Origin of the sequence: Haladaptatus salinisoli (assembly GCF_020614375.1) — an archaeon.
Taxonomy (GTDB): Archaea; Halobacteriota; Halobacteria; order Halobacteriales; family Haladaptataceae; genus Haladaptatus; species Haladaptatus salinisoli.
In genome coordinates this window covers 2618373-2632984 of the sequence record NZ_CP085327.1, presented here as the reverse complement: position 1 = coordinate 2632984, position 14612 = coordinate 2618373, and the positions used below count along the sequence as shown (strand labels likewise).

The 14612-nt window shown below is 66.2% G+C and carries 17 protein-coding genes; 9 read left to right on the top strand and 8 right to left on the bottom strand.

Annotated features, from left to right (window positions below; genetic code table 11):
• Positions 1–29: 29 nt before the first annotated feature.
• From LIX00_RS14440 to LIX00_RS14415, 6 genes are all read left to right on the top strand, one after another.
• The gene (locus LIX00_RS14440; protein WP_227353888.1) at positions 30–530 is read left to right on the top strand and encodes a pyridoxamine 5'-phosphate oxidase family protein; all 501 of its coding nucleotides are present in this window, start codon (positions 30–32) and stop codon (positions 528–530) included.
• A gap of 271 nt (positions 531–801) precedes the next feature.
• Positions 802–1803 (top strand): DHH family phosphoesterase, encoded by a 1002-nt coding sequence (locus LIX00_RS14435; RefSeq protein WP_227353887.1) that lies wholly within the window; start codon positions 802–804, stop codon positions 1801–1803.
• 49 nt (positions 1804–1852) lie between these two features.
• On the top strand, positions 1853–2017 hold the full coding sequence (locus LIX00_RS14430; protein WP_227353886.1) for a DUF7838 family putative zinc beta-ribbon protein: 165 nt from the start codon (positions 1853–1855) through the stop codon (positions 2015–2017).
• 247 nt (positions 2018–2264) lie between these two features.
• On the top strand, positions 2265–2525 hold the full coding sequence (locus LIX00_RS14425) for a hypothetical protein (RefSeq protein ID WP_227353885.1): 261 nt from the start codon (positions 2265–2267) through the stop codon (positions 2523–2525).
• 64 nt (positions 2526–2589) lie between these two features.
• Positions 2590–3423 (top strand): hypothetical protein, encoded by an 834-nt coding sequence (locus LIX00_RS14420; protein WP_227353884.1) that lies wholly within the window; start codon positions 2590–2592, stop codon positions 3421–3423.
• A gap of 8 nt (positions 3424–3431) precedes the next feature.
• Positions 3432–4280, top strand: a complete 849-nt coding sequence (locus tag LIX00_RS14415) for a VOC family protein (protein WP_227353883.1) — start codon at positions 3432–3434, stop codon at positions 4278–4280.
• A gap of 69 nt (positions 4281–4349) precedes the next feature.
• Here the strand turns inward: LIX00_RS14415 and gcvPB are convergent, their stop codons facing one another.
• From gcvPB to LIX00_RS14390, 5 genes are read right to left on the bottom strand one after another with little or no spacing between them, the layout of a single operon-like run.
• Positions 4350–5771 carry an aminomethyl-transferring glycine dehydrogenase subunit GcvPB gene (gcvPB, locus tag LIX00_RS14410; protein WP_227353882.1) on the bottom strand — a complete coding sequence of 474 codons (1422 nt, stop codon included), beginning with the start codon at positions 5769–5771 and terminating at the stop codon, positions 4350–4352.
• Positions 5768–7156, bottom strand: a complete 1389-nt coding sequence (gcvPA, locus tag LIX00_RS14405; RefSeq protein WP_227353881.1) for an aminomethyl-transferring glycine dehydrogenase subunit GcvPA — start codon at positions 7154–7156, stop codon at positions 5768–5770. The genes gcvPB and gcvPA overlap by 4 nt, the downstream gene beginning before the upstream one ends.
• Positions 7153–7536 carry a glycine cleavage system protein GcvH gene (gene gcvH, locus LIX00_RS14400; protein WP_227353880.1) on the bottom strand — a complete coding sequence of 128 codons (384 nt, stop codon included), beginning with the start codon at positions 7534–7536 and terminating at the stop codon, positions 7153–7155. Before gcvH ends, gcvPA begins: the two co-directional genes overlap by 4 nt.
• Positions 7533–8630, bottom strand: a complete 1098-nt coding sequence (gene gcvT, locus LIX00_RS14395; RefSeq protein WP_227353879.1) for a glycine cleavage system aminomethyltransferase GcvT — start codon at positions 8628–8630, stop codon at positions 7533–7535. Before gcvT ends, gcvH begins: the two co-directional genes overlap by 4 nt.
• 50 nt (positions 8631–8680) lie before the next feature.
• A complete protein-coding gene (locus tag LIX00_RS14390) occupies positions 8681–8848 on the bottom strand; it encodes a hypothetical protein (protein WP_227353878.1) in 168 nt (55 codons plus the stop codon).
• A 65-nt stretch (positions 8849–8913) separates the two neighbouring features.
• On the opposite strand from LIX00_RS14390, the gene LIX00_RS14385 reads away from it, so the two are divergent.
• Entirely contained in the window at positions 8914–9366 is a 453-nt protein-coding gene (locus LIX00_RS14385; protein WP_227353877.1) for a hypothetical protein, read from the top strand.
• Here the strand turns inward: LIX00_RS14385 and LIX00_RS14380 are convergent.
• The 3 genes from LIX00_RS14380 to LIX00_RS14370 all read right to left on the bottom strand — a co-directional run bounded on the left by LIX00_RS14380 (position 9342) and on the right by LIX00_RS14370 (position 13015).
• Entirely contained in the window at positions 9342–9536 is a 195-nt protein-coding gene (locus tag LIX00_RS14380) for a hypothetical protein (RefSeq protein WP_227353876.1), read from the bottom strand. The two genes, LIX00_RS14385 and LIX00_RS14380, sit on opposite strands and share 25 nt — an antisense overlap.
• Before the next feature lie 77 nt (positions 9537–9613).
• Positions 9614–11311 (bottom strand): Na+/H+ antiporter, encoded by a 1698-nt coding sequence (locus tag LIX00_RS14375; RefSeq protein WP_227353875.1) that lies wholly within the window; start codon positions 11309–11311, stop codon positions 9614–9616.
• 129 nt (positions 11312–11440) lie between these two features.
• A complete protein-coding gene (locus tag LIX00_RS14370) occupies positions 11441–13015 on the bottom strand; it encodes a S8 family serine peptidase (RefSeq protein WP_227353874.1) in 1575 nt (524 codons plus the stop codon).
• 217 nt (positions 13016–13232) lie between these two features.
• On the opposite strand from LIX00_RS14370, the gene LIX00_RS14365 reads away from it, so the two are divergent.
• Positions 13233–13694, top strand: a complete 462-nt coding sequence (locus LIX00_RS14365) for an NYN domain-containing protein (protein ID WP_227353873.1) — start codon at positions 13233–13235, stop codon at positions 13692–13694.
• Positions 13695–13726: 32 nt separating this feature from the next.
• The gene (locus LIX00_RS14360; RefSeq protein ID WP_227353872.1) at positions 13727–14593 is read left to right on the top strand and encodes a TatD family hydrolase; all 867 of its coding nucleotides are present in this window, start codon (positions 13727–13729) and stop codon (positions 14591–14593) included.
• The last annotated feature ends 19 nt before the right edge of the window (positions 14594–14612 follow it).

Here is a 14612-nt window from a genome sequence, read left to right as displayed (position 1 = left end):
TTTTGTCCCGTCGCGTGTTACTACCGGGTATGGCGGGGGACGACAACGATGAGGGTGCGCGGCGAAGCCGACCGGAGACCGAGCGAAGCTACGGCATCCCCGAGAGCGCGGACGGGATGCTCTCCTGGGAGTTCGTGCGGGAGAAGATGGCGAACGAGCAGAACTACTGGGTCGTGACGACGCGGCCCGACGGTCGCCCGCACGCCCGACCGACGTGGGGCGTCTGGGTCGACGACACCTTCCACTGCGGCGGCGGCGAGAAAACGCGCTGGGTGCGGAATCTCGCGGTCGAACCGGGGATCACCGTCCACCGCGAAAGCGGCGAGACGGTCGTCATCATCGAGGGCGTCGCGGAGCGAATCGACGCGGAGACGGTCGACTCGACTCTCGTGGAGCGACTCGACGCGGCCTACGAAGGAAAGTACGGCATCCAACACGGGACGCCGTTCTTCGCGGTTCGTCCCGAGCGGGTGTTCGCGTGGAGCGACTATCCGACCGACGCGACGCGGTGGGAGTTCGATCGAGTCTGATCGGCGTCGTGAGAAGCCTAAAAGGTAGCGTTGACTTGGTCAAATTCGAAGTTCGAAGTTTAGCCGAGTGATGCGTCACTTACTCCGCCAACCGTTCACCGAAGCAAATCGAATCTGTTGGTTTTCCTTACCCCTTCGAGTAGTAGCCGACCAAGCGAATCGAGACCGTGGAGCCCGGACGGATTCGATATAGCAGGATGGAATTTATTTATCGCCGCCGCACGGCGATTTCCATCCGCGGGTTGATACTCCCTCGGGTCGAACAGCTTTCATGACCCGCGCTCAGGAGTTGGTAGAGTACCTCGCGGGGGTCGAATCGCTCGCGATCGTCTGCCACGACAACCCCGACCCGGACTGCATCGCCAGCGCGCTCGCGCTGTCGGTCATCGCCGGGGAGAACGGCGTGGGGCACGTGGAGCTGTTCTACGGGGGGGAGATTTCGCACCAACAGAATCGCGCGTTCATCAACCTCCTCCACCTGAACTTGGAGCACACGGATACGTTCGACTCGAGCGAGTTCGATCGGGTGGCGTTCGTCGACCACGCGACGCCGGCGGGCCACACGGAACTCGACGTCGTTCCCGACATCGTCATCGACCACCACTCGACGGAGACGCCGACGGGGGAGTTCGTCGATCTGCGGAAGGATTACGGCGCGACGGCGACCATCCTCGTGGAGTACCTCCGGGAACTCGACATCGAGGTGAACGTCCAACTCGGCTCCGCGCTGCTGTTCGCCCTGCACCGCGAGCGAATCGACTTCATCCGCGAACCGACGCCCAACGAGTACGCGGCCGCGCTGTACGTCTGCCGCCACGCCGACCTCGAACTGCTCGAAGAGCTGTACGGGGCCGCGTTCTCCCCGGCGACGGTCGACGCCATCGGCGAGGCGATTCGAAACCGCGTTCAGCGCGGTGCCACGCTCGCAACCTCGGCGGGTCGGACGAGCGAGCGCGACGCGCTCTCGCAGGCCGCCGATTACCTCCTGAACGTCGAGGGCGTGAACACGGTGCTCGTGTTCGGAATCGTCAACGGTTCGGTGGAGATGAGCGCGCGCTCCATCGACCCCCGGGTTCACGCGGGCAACCTGCTCAAGGAGGCGTTCAGCGACGTGGGAAGCGCGGGGGGACACGCCGACATGGCCGGCGCGCAGATTCCGCTCGGACTGTTCGCCGACGCCGACGCGGACGACGAAGAACTCGGCGAGTTCGCGTCCCGACGGGTCTTACACCGGTTCTTCGACGCGCTCCACCTCGAACGCGACGGGGAGTAGGCGCGGGCGAAACCAGTATCTTGAAATTCGTCAGACCCGGAGTGGAAGTATGAGCCTCGAAATCGAACACGACTGTCCCCAGTGTGGCGGCACGGAGACGTTCTGGCGCACCGCGAGCACGACCCTGCACCTCGGCCTGAAAACGAAGTGGCAGTGCTCCGAGTGCGACTACGCGCTGGTTCGCATCAACGGCGACATCGACTCCGCGGCGTAAACGCGATTTCTCGGTGTTCGGGGTTTTCGACCGCCAGTGACCACGTTCGTCGGATTCCGCGTGAGTTTCGTGCACCGTATTTCGATATATCGAATTCGACGGCGGAACACGGTGCGAAGGGAGTACTTCGAAGCGCTCGTTCCCTCGTCAGCGGCACGTTCCTCCGCGGCACACCATTGTTTTCAGTACTATAGGAACGATTTTTAATGAGGGCCCGACTATGTGCGTCTGTGGGAACTCGATCCCGATGCGGAAACGGACGACGGTTCGGAGCGCTCCGAACACCGTTCGAAGCGTATCGTCCGAGAACGAGTTGTACCGAATCGGTACCGGGTATCGGAGGGCGAAGGGGGGCGTCCCCTACCGTCCGTCGGAGTCGGTCACCGCAGGCCGGTCGAAACCGTTCTCGGTGCCCGCCGGACTCGAAACCCGTTCGGAGCCGCGAAATCGAACGGCGGACGGCGCGCGAACGGTACTTCGAATCGGTTTACGGCCGTATCGCTGGTAAGAACGATGTTCTCTACCACCGAGCTCAACTCGATTAACCGACCCAACCATCATCGAAAAAAACAATGTCAGCGCTAAGCGCGAAGCTACGCATCTCCGCGTTCGCGGTCGCGGTCGTGGTCTCGGCGGTGGCCGGAGTCAGCGTTCTCGTGGGCCCGGCAGTCGCCGCGGCGAACGCCTCCGTCGCAGCGGACTCGGCGATACCCGGGGCGACCGCGACCCACCGGGTTACCGTATGCGCGTCCGCCGACGAGGTGGGGAATTCGCTGAGTAGCGTCCGAGTCAACTACCACGCGGACGGGAGTTACGACGGCTCGGTCCAGGACGTCGGCGTCGACGACGTCCGACGAGTCGGCATCGACACCGACGACGACGGCGACATCGAAGTCAGCGTCGCGGACGACCTCGAGAGCGTCGAGGCGAAGAACGTCGGCGAGACGCTGTTGTTTAACTTCGGCGGGAGCTACGGACTCCACGCCGGGGACTCCGTCGTCGTGGTCTTCGACGACGCGACGAACCCGACGAGCGCGGGCGAGTACACCGTCGAAGTGGATCCGAACGTCCAGAGCAGCGCCGACCCCGCGTCGACGACGCTGACCGTCGGCACCGTCGCGAACGAGACGCTTCGGAGCGCGACGTGGACGAACGCGAGCGTCGACGGAGCGGTTATCGAGAACCGTACGATTTCCGACGCGAACCGTCGCGGCGACGGCGCGAAACGCTCCCACACCGGTCGAACGACGGACGGGTACCGAGCGGAAAAACTGACTCGCTCCCGCCGAAACCGCGGTTCCGAGCCGCAACGCTGTCGAAACCGCTCTGACTTTCGACCGAGCACCGTCGAACGACGAGGTTCCGCGGGAACCGCCGAGACCACGCTTATGCCGACGCCCGAGTAACCGTTCGTATGACCGATTCCGACGGTACGCTCCCCGCAGCGACGCGCGTCGGGCGCGTCACGCTTCGAGTGAACGACCTTCCCCGTATGGTCGACTTCTATCGAGACGTGGTCGGCCTCACCGCCCGACACCGCGAGCACGAGCGTGCGGTCCTCGGGGCGGACGACGAGGCGCTGCTCGAACTGATCGCGGACGAGAACGCGCCGAAACGGGGACGGGACGAGACGGGGCTCTTTCACACGGCGTTCAGGGTCCCCTCCCGCGCCGCGTTGGGGGACGCGCTCGAACGAATCCGGGAGCGGTGGCGACTCGACGGCGCGTCCGACCACCTCGTGAGCGAGGCCCTCTACCTCACCGACCCGGAGGACAACGGTATCGAGGTGTACCGCGACCGACCGCGGGCGGAGTGGCCCGCGGCGGACGACGGCACCGTGGGAATGGCGACGCTACCCCTCGACGTGGACGAGATACGCGACATCGCCCGCGGGGAACCGACGGCTCCCGCCGGCACGACCGTCGGCCACGTTCACCTCGAGGTCTCGTCGCTGCCCGCCGCGCGGGCGTTCTACGTCGACGCGATCGGGATGGGCGTGCGACAGCGGTACGGCGAATCTGCGCTGTTCGTCGCCGCCGGCGATTACCACCATCACGTCGGGCTGAACGTGTGGAACGGCCGGTCGGAACCGCCGAGGGGACGGGGACTCCGGCGGTTCGAACTCGTCGTTCCGGACCGGGAGTCGCTCGACGCGCTCGGGAGGAGACTCGACGAACGAGGGGTCGCGTTCGCGGCGGCGGACGGGGCGCTCGACGTGAGCGACCCCGACGGAATCGACCTCCGCGTTCGCGTTCCGAGCTGAGAGCACCGAATCGTCGTCTCGGCCGATTTCCGCGGCGACCGTCGGGTCGACGGTGAGACGGAGAAAAAACTACTCGGACAGCGCCCGCCACGAGAGCCGCAGGTTCCGCGCGGCGCTCGCCTGGTCGATGCGCCGGGCGGTCGTCCGCTCGGGCGCGGCTTCCAACGTCTCGTCGTCCTCGGCCGCCACCGCGTTGAATGCCTCGGCGAGGTGGTCGAGGGTCTCGCGGTTCTCTATCTCGGTCGGTTCGGTCATCAGCGCCTCCGAGACGATTTCGGGCCACTTCGTCGTCGGCGGGTGGACGCCGTAATCGAGCATCCGCTTCGCCACGTCCGCGGCGTCCTGGTCGCCCGCGCTGGCGACGAACTCGTGGTGGAACGGTTCGTGCGGTACGTCGTACTCGATCTGCGAGGCGAGGTAGTTCGCGTTGAGCACGGCCTTCGCGCTGGCGTCCGACAGCCCTTCGTCGCCGAGGCGGGCGATGTAGGCGTAGGCCTTGACCAGCACGAACCAGTTACCCGCGAACCCGTGTACCTTCCCGATGGTTCGCTCGGGGTCGAATCGCTCGTAGGTTCCGTTCGTCTTCCTCACGCGCGGCGCGGGCAGGAACTCGGCCAGTTTCTCGGCCACGCCGACCGGCCCCGCGCCCGGACCGCCGCCCCCGTGGGGCGTTGCGAACGTCTTGTGGACGTTGTAGTGCATGATGTCGAAGCCCATGTCGCCGGGACGGGCGCGGCCGAGCAGGGCGTTCAGGTTCGCGCCGTCGTAGTAGAGCAGGCCGCCGGCATCGTGGACGATCTCGGCGATTCGCTCGATGTCGCGCTCGAACAGTCCGAGCGTGTTCGGGTTCGTGAGCATGAACAACGCCGTGCGCTCGCCGACCGCGGCTTCGAGCGCGTCGACCTCGACGCGCCCGTCCTCCGCGCTCGGGAGTTCGACCACGTCGTACCCGCCGAGCGCCGCGCTGGCGGGGTTGGTGCCGTGGGCGCTGTCGGGGACGATTATCTCGGTTCGCCGTTCGCCCTCGCCGTTCGCCTCGTGGAAGGCTTTGGCGACGAGGATGCCGGTGAACTCGCCCGCCGCGCCCGCGGGGGGTTGGAGGCTCACCGCGTCCATCCCGCCGATTCGGGCGAGGTAGTCCTGCAGGCCGTGCAGGAGTTCGAGCGTCCCCTGCACCGACCCCTCGGAGCGGTCGGGGTGGACGCTCGCGCTGGGGAGCGCGGCCACGTCCTCCGTGAACTTCGGGTTGTACTTCATCGTACAGGAGCCGAGGGGGTAGGGGCCGCTGTCGATGCCGTAGTTCATCTGGCTGAGTCGCGTGTAGTGGCGCGCGAGTTCGGGTTCCGAGAGGTCGGGCAGTTCGAGCGAGTCGCGGGTCAACTCGTCGGGGAGCGACGAGTCGACCTCGACCTCCTTCCCGTCCTTCTCCGAGAGCAGCGGTTCGTACAGGTTCTCGTCCTCGCGCTCCCACTTCGCTTGGGTGTAGATCATCGCGCCACCTCCGCGAACATCGTGACCAACTCGTCCGTCATGTGCTCGTTCACGTCGGTCACGCAGATCTGCACCTCGTGCTCGCCGACCTCGTGCACCGCGAAGCCGCGTTCCTCCAGGTCCGCGACGATTGGCGGCGCGGGTTGGTCGGTGTGCGCGACGAACTCGCGGAAGTGGTGGCGGTCGTGAACCGGAGCCTGCACCCCGCTGATGTCGTCCAGTCGCTCCGCGAGGTCGCGGGCCCGCGTCACGCAGGTTTCGGCCAACTCGACCAGCCCGGACGAGCCGAGATAGGCGGCGTGTATCGCGGTTCGCAGCGCGACCCACGCCTGATTCGTGCAGATGTTGCTCGTCGCGCGCTCTCGACGGATGTGCTGTTCACGCGTCTGGAGCGTGAGGGTGAAGGCTCGATTACCGCCGGCTTCGGCGGTTTCGTCGCCCTCGTCTCGCTGCGCCGCCGGCGCAACGCTCTCCTCGCTGACGCCGACGAGTCTGCCGGGCACCTGCCGGACGAACTCCTCGCGCGTGGCGAACAGGCCGAGCCCCATCCCGTAGCTCGCGGGCATGCCGAGCGTCGCGGCGTCGCCGACGACCACGTCGGCCCCCACCGACGCCGGTTCCTGCAGCAGCGAGAGCGCGACGGGGTCGGAGCCGAGACAGAACAGCGCGTCGCGGTCGTGCGCGAGGTCGCCGATTTCGGCGAGGTGCTCCTCGATGGTTCCCCGCGTCGTCGGGTTCTCGGCGTACACCATCGCCACGTCGTCGTCCATCGCGTCTTCGAGTGCCGCCACGTCCGCGTTCGCGTCGTCCGTGGCGTACTCCTCCACGACGAGTCCCGGGCCGTCGACGTAGTTTTCGAGGACGCTCTTTCGCTCGGGCAGCAGGATGTCCGGGACGAGCACGCGGTTTCCGCTCGTCTTCCGGACGCGGGCGGCCAGCAGCGCCGCCTCCGCCAGCGCCGTCGCGTGGTCGTACATCGAGGCGTTGGCGATTTCGAGGCCGGTCAACTCGACCAGCATCGACTGGTACTCGAACAACGCCTGCAGGAACCCCTGCGTGACCTCCGGCTGGTACTGCGTGTACGAGGTCAGAAACTCCGACCGGTCCGCGATGTGGTCGACCAGCGACGGGACGTAGTGGCTGTAGTGGCCCCGTCCGAGAAACTCGGTGAGGTTCCGGTTCTTGCCGAGCGTTCGCTGTAACTCGCGGCGGGTCGCCTGTTCGGAGCGCTTCTCGATGCCGAACTCGCCGTCGAACCGAACCGACTCGGGGATGTCGAAGAGATCTTCGACGCTCTCGACCCCCACGGCGTCCAGCATCGCTTGCGTCTCGTCCGTCGTGTGCGGGGCGTACGGGCTTCCCGCACTCGCGTCTCCTCCGCTCATTCGATCTGGTCGCGGTACTCCTCCGCGGACAGTAGGTCGTCTCCGAGGTCCTCGTCGGACAGTTCGACTTCGAGCATCCACCCGTCGCCGAACGGATCGTCGTTGACGAGTTCGGGCGTGCTCTCCAGTTCGTCGTTGACCGCCGAGACGGTGCCGGAGACGGGCGAGTAGAGGTCGGAAACCGCTTTGATGCTCTCGACCACGCCGAACTGGTCGCCCTGCGTTAGCTCGTCGCCCTCGTCGGGGAGTTCGACGAAGACGATGTCGCCCAGTTCGTCCTGCGCGAAGTCGGTGATGCCGATTCGGCCGGTTCCGTCGGTCACTTCGACCCACTCGTGCGATTCAAGATACTTCCGGTTCTCGGGTACTTCGAAGCTCATTGTTTGTCTTTCAGAAACGGTGTGCTCTCAATCTTTGCTTTCTTCGACTGGCCGCGCACCATCACGCGGATGACGGTGCCGGGGTCCGCGTAGTCGGTCGGCACGTAGCCCAGCCCGATGGGTTCGCCGAGCGTGGGACTCATCGTCCCGCTGGTGACCGTCCCGATGATGGTGTCGTTCGTGTTGGTGATGTCGTAGCCGTGGCGCGGCACGCCCCGGTCGACGAGTCGGAAGCCGACGAACGTCTCTTCGACGCCCTCCTCCTTGACTCGTTCGAGGGCGTCGCGTCCGACGAACTCCGTGTCGAGTTTCACCGTGAACCCGACCTTCGCCTCGTAGGGGTTTCGCGGGTCGTTCTCCGGGTCGAAGTCCTGTCCGGACAGGAGGAAACCCATCTCGGTGCGGAGCGTGTCGCGCGCGCCGAGCCCGCAGGGCTGGCAGTCGAAGGCGTCCCAGACGGTCTCCGCGTCGTTCCACGGGACGACGAGTTCGAACCCGTCCTCGCCCGTGTACCCCGTGCGCGCGACCCAGCATCGAACGCCCGAGACGGCGACGTACCTCGCCTCGAACCTCGAGATGTCCGCGACGGAGTCGTCCGCCGCGTCGGCCACGGCGTCGGCCGCGTCCGGCCCCTGTACCGCGTACATGGCGTAATCGTCGGTGGCGTTTCGAATCTCCGCGTCGAGTTCCCACTCGTTCCGGAACCGCTTCCAGCGGTCGTGCATCTGCTCGTCGTGACCCGCGTTCGGAACGAACAGGTAGTCCGCCTCGTCGTCCTCGGGGAGACGGTAGACGACGGTGTCGTCGATGATGGTGCCGTCGTCGTCGGTTATCATCGAGTACTGGGAGTCGCCCGGTTCGAGTTGGGTCACGTCGTTCGTCGTCAGTCGTTGCATGAGCTGTTCGGCGTCCGGCCCGCCGACTTCGAGTTCTCCCATGTGGGACACGTCGAAGACGCCGACTGACTCCCGAACGCTCCGGTGCTCTTCTTTGATCGAATCGAACTCGACGGGCATATCCCACCCACCGAACTCGGTGAACGTCGCGCCCCGCTCGTCGTGTCGGTCGCGCAACGGCGGTTTCCGAAGGGGCATACCTGACCCGTCGAAGCGAGGGAAGTAATGCTTTGTTTTCTCTCGCGGGGTCAGGCCGGTTCGACGACGATCTGTCCGTCGCGCTTCTTGAACACGAGTCGGTCGCCCTCTTCGACTGCGTCGCCCGCTTCGGCGAACTCTTCGCGCACCGCTTTGATGAGGCTGATTCGCCAGCGTTGGGTCACGGTCGTCGTGCCGAGGATTTGCTCGGAAGACATCTATCCCCCACCATCGGAATCGGTACTGTTATGGATTCTTAGCTATTTCGACACTATAGTCACAAATGACTACTTCGACGACGGAGTTCGCACGAGAGTTACACGACCGCGGCGCGGAGAGCGTCCTCGTTCGCGGTCGGCCGGCACCCGCCGGTTCCGTCGACGACGTCGTAACGTTCGACGCGGGGACCGTCGCGGTGTGCCGCGGCGATTACTGGCACCTCCCGCTGTACGTCACGACGCCGACGGCGGACGGACGAACGCGACGGCGGTTCGGGTCCACGGCGCTCGCCGACGCTATCGACCACGCGGAGCGGATGCTCCGCGAGCACGCGCCCGACGGAGTGTGGCTTCGACACCACGAGCGGCTCGTCGACTGTCTCTGTCCCGCCACGGTCGGCGCGCTCGAAGCTCGGCTCGCGCGAACGGCGGGGACGGTCGACGCGACGCTGGTGACGTGGACGGGCGCGACGACGCCGGCGGACGACGCGAGCTACGACTGCGTGGTCGAGTTCTGAATCCGGGCGAGCAGGTCGCCCGGGTCGGCGGCCACGTGGGTGCTCTCGCAGCGGGGACACTGGACGGCGAGCGACCAGTCGAGCGGCGCGATATCCGTTTCCGTAATCCGAGCGGCGACGTCGAGGAGCAAGACGAACGAATCCGTGTGTCCGCAGTTCTGGCAGGTCATGGGTGTTCGGACCGACCGGTGCGTTCGCGTCGTCGGTCACCCCGGACTGGTTCCGGTTCGGTACTTGAACGTTCGGGTCAGTCGTCCCCGGCGGAGGGGTCGATACCGTACTCGTCGAGGCGCGCGCGCCAGAACTCCTCGTACCCTTCCGTCCCGGGGTCCCTTCGGACGGTGCTCTCGCCCGCGTCCACCCGGTCGAGTTTGAGGTCGACCTCCTCCAGCAGTCGCTCGCCCACGTCGTCGCTGACGACGCCCGACCGCATCGCGCTCATGATGGCGCTCTTTTCCTGTTTCAGGACGCGGCGCTCGCCGACGAGGAGTTCCTCCCTGCGGAGGTCGGGATTCTCGCGGAGAATGCGAGAGATGGCCGCGTTCAGGTCGTTTTTCTCCCGTTCGTACTCGCCGCGGAAGTCGTCGTACACGTCGCCCGGGAGGTCACCGCGGTTGTGGAGTCGCTCCGCGGCGTCGAGCGCGGAGTCCACCGCCCGCGCGCGCCCGAGGAGGAGTTCGTAGAGCGACTCCGTCTCCGTGCGCGTGACGACGCCGAGGCGGTCGAGCAGGTTCTCCATCGTCAGCCCCTGAACGACGAGGCTGAAGGCGGCGACGCCGAACACCATCGCGCGGAGTTCCGCGACGTACGGGAAACCGTCGGGACCGTCGGGCAGACCGAGCACGAGCGCGATGGGAATCGAGGCGTGCAGCCCACCCCAGACCATCACGTGCTGGTACGAGAACGGCACGGTTCGGTTGCTGAACCGGTTGACGATGCCCGTGATGGGGTAGACGACGAGCGCGCGGACGAACAGGGTCAGAGCGATGGCGATGGCGATGAGTTGCCAGTGGGCGAGCATCTGCGCGATGGGCGTCTTCGCGCCGATGAGCACGAAGATGAGCGTGTTGACGAGGAACGCGGCGGTGTCCCACGTGTTGAACACGGATATCTTCGTCTGGGGGCTCATGGCGTACTCCGCGCCCCGGTTGCCGATGAACAGTCCCGCGGTGACGGTGGCGATGACGCCGCTGAAGTGGAGGTAGTGTTCGGCGAGCAGGAAGCTCCCGTACGCGAGGATGAGCGTGAGCACGATTTCGGTCATGTGCTCGTCCAGATTCCTCATGATGCGGTAGACGACGTACCCCGTGGCCAGCCCGACGAACAGGCCGCCCAGACTGGCGACGACGATTTCGACGCCCGCGTTGGCGACGGTCTGTAGCGAGATGAGTTCGGAGAGCGGAGTGTCCTGCGAGTCGATCACCAGCGCGAACAGCGTCGAGAAGATGACGACGCCGACGCCGTCGTTGATGAGGCTCTCCCCTTCGACCAACACCGAGAGGCGGTCGGGTGCGCCGAGTTCCTCGAACAGCGCCAGCACCGAGACGGGGTCGGTCGGGAGTATCATCGCCGCGAAGAGCGCGGCGATGAGGAGCGGGAAACCGAAGGCGTAGTGGCCGAGCCAACCGAGGATGAGTATCGAGACGATGAGTCCGGGGACGGCGAGCGCCAGGATGGGGACGATGTTCTCGCGGAAGCGTTCCAAGTCGGTCGTGGCCGCGCCCTCGAACAGGAGCGGCGGCAGGAGCACGAGCAGGATGAGGTCGTGCGAGAGTTGGATGTCGATGTGGATGTGGAGGACGGAGACGGCGAGCCCCGCGAGGAGGAGGGCGATGGTGTACGGGAAGCGCCCCACCTTGGCGACGAAAACACCGACTCCCCCGGCGATGATGAAGACGGCGAGCAAGTCGATGAGTCCGGCCGTGATTCCCGTCGGTGCAGCCATGGGCGACGGTTCGTCCTGACGACGGATAAAGCCGTATAGTTCGGGCCACTTTCGGGGGACGAGAATCGAAGGAAGCGTCGCCACTCGTCGGCGTCGGACGGGAGAGGACGGGGACCGATGGAACGAGAACTACTGGTACTCCGTGATGGTCAGGTCGTAGCTACCCGACCCGCTGTAGGAGTCGACGTCGATCTGCAGCGCGGTGGAGGTGTCGGGGCTGTCGATGGTTATCGATTCCTGGCTGTCCGGGCTGTAGGAGCCGTAATCGTAGTTGTTCGGAGAGGCGTTGGTCGTCGTGCCCTCGTTGACGTAGAGGTCGAAGTCGGCGTCGCTCGGGCCGGCGAGTTCGACGACGATCTGGCTCGGACTGCTGTACTCCCACGACCACGTGTAATCGTCGTAGTCCGCGTAGCTCGACAGCGAGTCGCTAATCGTCTGGGAAGTGGAATCGCCGCCACCGCCACCGCCGCCACCGCCGCTGCCGGGCTCCGTCGTGACCGCGGCGTAGGCGTCGACCTGACCGCTCCCCTGCTTGTCCGAGGAGAGACCGATGTCCTCCGCCGTGTTCTTGAGGTGGCTCCGCAGTTCGGAGTTGGTGAGGCTGCTCCACTGAGCGAGGGTCAGACCGGCCACGCCGGAGACGACGGGCGTCGCCATCGAGGTGCCCGAGAGCTTCTCGTAGGAGCCGCGGATCTCGGTGGTGGTCGAGAGCACGTCGACGCCGGGCGCGCAGAGTTCGACGCTGCTCCCGTACTGCGAGAACGACGCGAGCTGCTCGTTGCTGTCCACGGCGGAGACCGCCACGCACTCGCTGTAGGCCGCCGGGTAGGAGACGCTGCTGCTGCCGTTGTTACCGGCGGCGCAGATGACGAGGCTGCCGTTGTTCTGCGCGTACGAGACGGCGTTCTTCATCGTGCTCGTGTAGCCGCCGCCGCCGAGGGACATGTTGATGATGTCGGCGCCCTGGTCGGTCGCCCACCGGACCGCGTCGGCGATGTCGGAGGTGGAACCGCTGCCGCTCTCGTCGAGCGCCCGGCCGTTGATGAGCGAGGAGTTGCCCTGGCCGGCGACGCCGGTGCCGTTGTCGACGACCGCCGCGGCGCAACCGGAGACGTGCGTCGCGTGGTACTCGTCCTGCGGCGCGTCCGGATACGGGTCGCTGTCGTCGTCCGCGAAGTCCTTGCCGGGGTTGGACTTGTAGTTGGCCGCGAGGTCGGGGTGGTCGTACTGCGCGCCCGTGTCGACCACGGCGATGGTGACGTTCGAGGAGCCGAGCGTCGTGTCCCACGCCTGGTCGGACTTGACCTGCTGGGGCGCGTACTGACTGCCGAACTGCGGGTCGTTCGGCGTCAGTTGCGTCGTGTGCGTGGCGTTCTTCTCGGCGTACTTGATGCCGTCTTTCTTCGTGATAGCGCTGATGAAGTTCTCGCGAGCGGTCTCGTTGCCGGGAAACTTCACCGCGACGTAGCGCAGGTTCTCGTTCTTGTGAACGACCTCGGCCTTGCCGGGAACGTGCCGGGCGACCGTCCGCTCGATGTCGCCTTTCCCGGCCGAGACGCCGACCAGTACCTCGTCCTCTTTCGGGCCGGGGTTCCGGCCGGGCGTCGCCGCCGTGACCCCGCCGAGCGCCGCCGCAGCACCGGCAGCGCCGGTCGCTTTCAGGAATGTACGTCGATCGAACCGCGATGTGTTGTCGTCTGCCATGCAGCGGATTAACCCACCTCTTATACATATATAAATTTTATTCATTCGGAGGTGTAAATATGTAGGATGGTACAAATAAATGAATATACACGTTCGAGGAACCAATCGGTCGATTCGAGGTGCGACGGAGAACTGGCGGAGACCGAACCGAGGGGAGCGGCCGACGGGAGCGGGAGAAATCGCCACGGCTATGTTCCGGTGTCGGGTAGTTCGCCCCATGACCGGCGGCTTGCGGTCGTTGCTCGGCGGCGACCGCGACGAAGACGGCCGAACCGTCGCGCTGTTCGTCGACGGACCGAACGTGCTCCGCGACGAGTTCGACGTCGATTTGGACGACGTGCGCGCTGCGGGCGTCCAGCTCGGCCAACTGGTCGTCTCTCGACTCTACCTCGACGAACACGCCACGCCGGGTCTGATCCAGGCGGCGGAGGCGCGCGGGTTCGAGGTGATCGTGACGAGCGGCGACGTGGACGTGAAACTCGCCATCGACGCCACCGAACTCGCGCTGGACGACCGCGTGGACGTGCTCGCCATCTCGTCCCGGGATACGGACTTCAAGCCCGTGCTCGAGAAGGCGGCGCGGAACGGCGTCCGGACGGTCGCCATCGCGCCGGGCGAGTACGGGCGTTCGGACGCGCTCCGGAACGCGGCCCACGAGGCGTTCGTCATCGAAGAGTAGGCGTTTTTTCCTCGGAACGCGACGGGTCGAACATGGACGATCTCGGCACGCCGGTGCTCGACAACCACCTCCACCTCGACCCGGAGCACGGACGCGGAATCGAAGCGGTCAAGGACTTCGCGCGGAGCGGCGGCACCCACCTGCTCGTCGTCAACAAACCCTCGTGGTTGCTCGGCGTCGAAGCCGAGTCCGGCGACGATTTCCGCCCGGTGTTCGAGACGACCCTCGACGTCGTGGAGCGCGCGAACGAGATTCTGCCGGGGCGCGCGTGGCCCGTCCTCGGCGTCCACCCCGGACTCGTCTCGAAACTGGTGGACGACCGCGGGTACTCGCCCGCGAGCGCGCGAGATTTGATGCAGGCGGGGCTCGAAGTCGCCGCGGAGTACGTCGCGGCGGGGCCGAGCGCGGAGGGCGGCCCCGCCGTCGCCCTGAAGTCTGGCCGCCCCCACTACGACGTGACCGACGAGGTGTGGGACGCTTCGAACGCCGTTCTCCGTCGCGCGCTCGAACTCGGCGCCGAGGCGGACTGCGCGGTCCAACTGCACACCGAGGCGACCGACGACCTCACGGAGGTCGCCGAGTGGGCCGAAGACGCCGGACTGCCGCCCGAGCGCGTGGTGAAACACTACGCGGGCGGCGAACTGGCGGGCGTGACGCCGAGCGTGATGAGCGAGAAGGACCGACTGGAGGTCGCCGCCGAGCGCGGCGAGCCGTTTCTGATGGAGACCGACTTCGTCGACGACCCCGACCGGCCCGGGGCGGTGTTGGGGCCGAAGACGGTTCCGCGCCGGGTCAAGTGGATGCGGGAGCGGGGGTACGACGAGGCGATTCGAACGGCCCACGTATCGACGCCAGAGCGAGTGTACGGCCTGAATACCCGAGAAACGCTGTCCGAATGACCGGGGACCGAAGGAAAGG

What these genes read in the sequence shown, in the direction of transcription:
- LIX00_RS14440 (WP_227353888.1), top strand. Translation starts at nt 30, where the DNA reads ATGGCGGGGGACGACAACGATGAGGGTGCGCGGCGAAGCCGACCGGAG.
- LIX00_RS14435 (WP_227353887.1), top strand. Translation starts at nt 802, where the DNA reads ATGACCCGCGCTCAGGAGTTGGTAGAGTACCTCGCGGGGGTCGAATCG.
- LIX00_RS14430 (WP_227353886.1), top strand. Translation starts at nt 1,853, where the DNA reads ATGAGCCTCGAAATCGAACACGACTGTCCCCAGTGTGGCGGCACGGAG.
- LIX00_RS14425 (WP_227353885.1), top strand. Translation starts at nt 2,265, where the DNA reads ATGCGGAAACGGACGACGGTTCGGAGCGCTCCGAACACCGTTCGAAGC.
- LIX00_RS14420 (WP_227353884.1), top strand. Translation starts at nt 2,590, where the DNA reads ATGTCAGCGCTAAGCGCGAAGCTACGCATCTCCGCGTTCGCGGTCGCG.
- LIX00_RS14415 (WP_227353883.1), top strand. Translation starts at nt 3,432, where the DNA reads ATGACCGATTCCGACGGTACGCTCCCCGCAGCGACGCGCGTCGGGCGC.
- gcvPB (WP_227353882.1), bottom strand. Translation starts at nt 5,771, where the DNA reads ATGATCTACACCCAAGCGAAGTGGGAGCGCGAGGACGAGAACCTGTAC.
- gcvPA (WP_227353881.1), bottom strand. Translation starts at nt 7,156, where the DNA reads ATGAGCGGAGGAGACGCGAGTGCGGGAAGCCCGTACGCCCCGCACACG.
- gcvH (WP_227353880.1), bottom strand. Translation starts at nt 7,536, where the DNA reads ATGAGCTTCGAAGTACCCGAGAACCGGAAGTATCTTGAATCGCACGAG.
- gcvT (WP_227353879.1), bottom strand. Translation starts at nt 8,630, where the DNA reads ATGCCCCTTCGGAAACCGCCGTTGCGCGACCGACACGACGAGCGGGGC.
- LIX00_RS14390 (WP_227353878.1), bottom strand. Translation starts at nt 8,848, where the DNA reads ATGTCTTCCGAGCAAATCCTCGGCACGACGACCGTGACCCAACGCTGG.
- LIX00_RS14385 (WP_227353877.1), top strand. Translation starts at nt 8,914, where the DNA reads ATGACTACTTCGACGACGGAGTTCGCACGAGAGTTACACGACCGCGGC.
- LIX00_RS14380 (WP_227353876.1), bottom strand. Translation starts at nt 9,536, where the DNA reads ATGACCTGCCAGAACTGCGGACACACGGATTCGTTCGTCTTGCTCCTC.
- LIX00_RS14375 (WP_227353875.1), bottom strand. Translation starts at nt 11,311, where the DNA reads ATGGCTGCACCGACGGGAATCACGGCCGGACTCATCGACTTGCTCGCC.
- LIX00_RS14370 (WP_227353874.1), bottom strand. Translation starts at nt 13,015, where the DNA reads ATGGCAGACGACAACACATCGCGGTTCGATCGACGTACATTCCTGAAA.
- LIX00_RS14365 (WP_227353873.1), top strand. Translation starts at nt 13,233, where the DNA reads ATGACCGGCGGCTTGCGGTCGTTGCTCGGCGGCGACCGCGACGAAGAC.
- LIX00_RS14360 (WP_227353872.1), top strand. Translation starts at nt 13,727, where the DNA reads ATGGACGATCTCGGCACGCCGGTGCTCGACAACCACCTCCACCTCGAC.